Origin of the sequence: Chromobacterium indicum (assembly GCF_039708975.1) — a bacterium.
Lineage (GTDB): Bacteria > Pseudomonadota > Gammaproteobacteria > Burkholderiales > Chromobacteriaceae > Chromobacterium > Chromobacterium piscinae.
In genome coordinates this window covers 1-3,256 of sequence record NZ_JAYFSJ010000033.1, presented here as the reverse complement: position 1 = coordinate 3,256, position 3,256 = coordinate 1, and the positions used below count along the sequence as shown (strand labels likewise).

Genomic DNA, 3,256 nt, shown 5'->3' with positions numbered 1-3,256 from the left:
AGATCGTCATCTTGGGTATTTGATTGTATCTAAGGCTGCGTCGCCATATCAAAAGGGGCGGTGCAGTCGTCGCACAAACACACTTGTTGTTTTAGTGGCTTAGGCTGCTGAAATGATAGGGTCAAGCGACTAAGTGCATCTGGTGGATGCCTTGGCGATCACAGGCGATGAAGGACGTGTAAGCCTGCGAAAAGCGCGGGGGAGCTGGCAATAGAGCTTTGATCCCGCGATGTCCGAATGGGGAAACCCACCGCTTAGGCGGTATCCCTGACTGAATACATAGGTCAGAGGAGGCGAACCGAGTGAACTGAAACATCTAAGTAACTCGAGGAAAAGAAATCAACCGAGATTCCGTAAGTAGTGGCGAGCGAACGCGGAACAGCCTGTATGTGATAGAGATTGCGTTAGTGGAAGGTTCATGGAAAGGACCGCCGTAGTGGGTGATAGCCCCGTACACGAAAACGCATTCTTGGTACTAAGCATACGAGAAGTAGGGCGGGACACGCGAAATCCTGTCTGAATATGGGGGGACCATCCTCCAAGGCTAAATACTCGTGATCGACCGATAGTGAACCAGTACCGTGAGGGAAAGGCGAAAAGAACCCCGGGAGGGGAGTGAAATAGAACCTGAAACCGGATGCATACAAACAGTGGGAGCGGACTTGTTCCGTGACTGCGTACCTTTTGTATAATGGGTCAGCGACTTACGTTCAGTAGCAAGCTTAACCGAATAGGGGAGGCGTAGGGAAACCGAGTCCGAATAGGGCGCTTTAGTTGCTGGGCGTAGACCCGAAACCGAGTGATCTATCCATGGCCAGGATGAAGGTGCGGTAACACGCACTGGAGGTCCGAACCCACTAGTGTTGCAAAACTAGGGGATGAGCTGTGGATAGGGGTGAAAGGCTAAACAAACTCGGAGATAGCTGGTTCTCCCCGAAAACTATTTAGGTAGTGCCTCATGTATCACTTCCGGGGGTAAAGCACTGTTATGGCTAGGGGGTCATTGCGATTTACCAAACCATGGCAAACTCTGAATACCGGAAAGTGCGAGCATGGGAGACAGACGGTGGGTGCTAACGTCCATCGTCAAGAGGGAAACAACCCAGACCGCCAGCTAAGGTCCCAAATGATCAGTTAAGTGGTAAACGAAGTGGGAAGGCATAGACAGCCAGGATGTTGGCTTAGAAGCAGCCATCATTTAAAGAAAGCGTAATAGCTCACTGGTCGAGTCGTCCTGCGCGGAAGATGTAACGGGGCTCAAACTGATAACCGAAGCTGCGGATGGGCGCGTAAGCGTCCGTGGTAGGGGAGCGTTCTGTAGGTCTGTGAAGGTGTCTCGTAAGGGATGCTGGAGATATCAGAAGTGCGAATGCTGACATGAGTAGCGATAAAGCGGGTGAAAAGCCCGCTCGCCGAAAGCCCAAGGTTTCCTACGCAACGTTCATCGGCGTAGGGTGAGTCGGCCCCTAAGGCGAGGCTGAAAAGCGTAGTCGATGGGAAACGGGTTAAAATTCCCGTACTTTTATGCAGTGCGATGTGGGGACGGAGAAGGTTAGGTCATCAGACTGTTGGAATAGTCTGTTTAAGCCGGTAGGCTGGAGTGGTAGGCAAATCCGCCGCTCCTTAAGGCCGAGAAGTGATGACGAGGGTCTACGGACCTGAAGTGACTGATACCACGCTTCCAGGAAAAGCCACTAAGCTTCAGCTGCATAAGAACCGTACCGCAAACCGACACAGGTGGGCAGGATGAGAATTCTAAGGCGCTTGAGAGAACTCAGGAGAAGGAACTCGGCAAATTGATACCGTAACTTCGGGAGAAGGTATGCCTGTTGAGGTGAATCCCCTGCGGGAGGAGCTTTGACAGGTCGCAGAGAATAGGTGGCTGCGACTGTTTAACAAAAACACAGCACTGTGCCAACACGAAAGTGGACGTATACGGTGTGACGCCTGCCCGGTGCCGGAAGGTTAAGTGATGGGGTGCAAGCTCTTGATCGAAGCCCCGGTAAACGGCGGCCGTAACTATAACGGTCCTAAGGTAGCGAAATTCCTTGTCGGGTAAGTTCCGACCCGCACGAATGGCGTAACGATGGCCACACTGTCTCCTCCTGAGACTCAGCGAAGTTGAAGTGTTTGTGAAGATGCAATCTACCCGCTGCTAGACGGAAAGACCCCGTGAACCTTTACTGTAGCTTTGCATTGGACTTTGAACAGACTTGTGTAGGATAGGTGGGAGGCTTTGAAGCTGAGACGCTAGTTTCAGTGGAGCCGTCCTTGAAATACCACCCTGGTGTGTTTGAGGTTCTAACCTTGGTCCGTGATCCGGATTGGGGACAGTGCATGGTAGGCAGTTTGACTGGGGCGGTCTCCTCCCAAAGTGTAACGGAGGAGTTCGAAGGTTACCTAGGTACGGTCGGAAATCGTGCTGATAGTGCAATGGCAAAAGGTAGCTTAACTGCGAGACCGACAAGTCGAGCAGGTGCGAAAGCAGGACATAGTGATCCGGTGGTTCTGAATGGAAGGGCCATCGCTCAACGGATAAAAGGTACTCCGGGGATAACAGGCTGATACCGCCCAAGAGTTCACATCGACGGCGGTGTTTGGCACCTCGATGTCGGCTCATCACATCCTGGGGCTGTAGCCGGTCCCAAGGGTATGGCTGTTCGCCATTTAAAGTGGTACGTGAGCTGGGTTCAAAACGTCGTGAGACAGTTTGGTCCCTATCTGCAGTGGGCGTTGGAAGTTTGACGGGGGCTGCTCCTAGTACGAGAGGACCGGAGTGGACGAACCTCTGGTGTACCGGTTGTCACGCCAGTGGCATAGCCGGGTAGCTAAGTTCGGAAGAGATAACCGCTGAAAGCATCTAAGCGGGAAACTTGCCTGAAGATGAGACTTCCCTGGAGGCTTGACCTCCCTGAAGAGTCGTTCGAGACCAGGACGTTGATAGGTCGGGTGTGGAAGCGCTGTGAGGCGTGAAGCTAACCGATACTAATTGCTCGTGAGGCTTGATCCTATCATTTGAGTGGCTTAGCGAGGCTAAGTGACGAGAGAGTGGATGTGCGACGTGCATCAAATACCGAATATATGTGAGTTGAGCAAACAAGCTCAGCTTAGGCTTCTTCAAGTTTGTGCCAGTTTATGTCTGGTGGCCTTAGCGAGGTGGTCCCACGCCTTCCCATCCCGAACAGGACCGTGAAACGCCTTAGCGCCGATGATAGTGTGGCATTCGCCATGTGAAAGTAGGACACCGCCAGACGCC

3 rRNA genes (1 of these 3 cut by a window edge) are annotated in these 3,256 nt (G+C 52.5%); all 3 read left to right on the top strand.

What is annotated here, in order from left to right:
- A 16S ribosomal RNA gene (locus VA599_RS24070) occupies window positions 1–79 on the top strand (it extends 1,542 nt beyond the left edge of the window).
- A gap of 40 nt (window positions 80–119) precedes the next feature.
- A 23S ribosomal RNA gene (locus VA599_RS24065) occupies window positions 120–3,010 on the top strand.
- A gap of 128 nt (window positions 3,011–3,138) precedes the next feature.
- A 5S ribosomal RNA gene (gene rrf, locus VA599_RS24060) occupies window positions 3,139–3,253 on the top strand.
- Together the 16S, 23S and 5S rRNA genes form the textbook arrangement of a ribosomal RNA operon.
- Window positions 3,254–3,256: the final 3 nt, after the last annotated feature.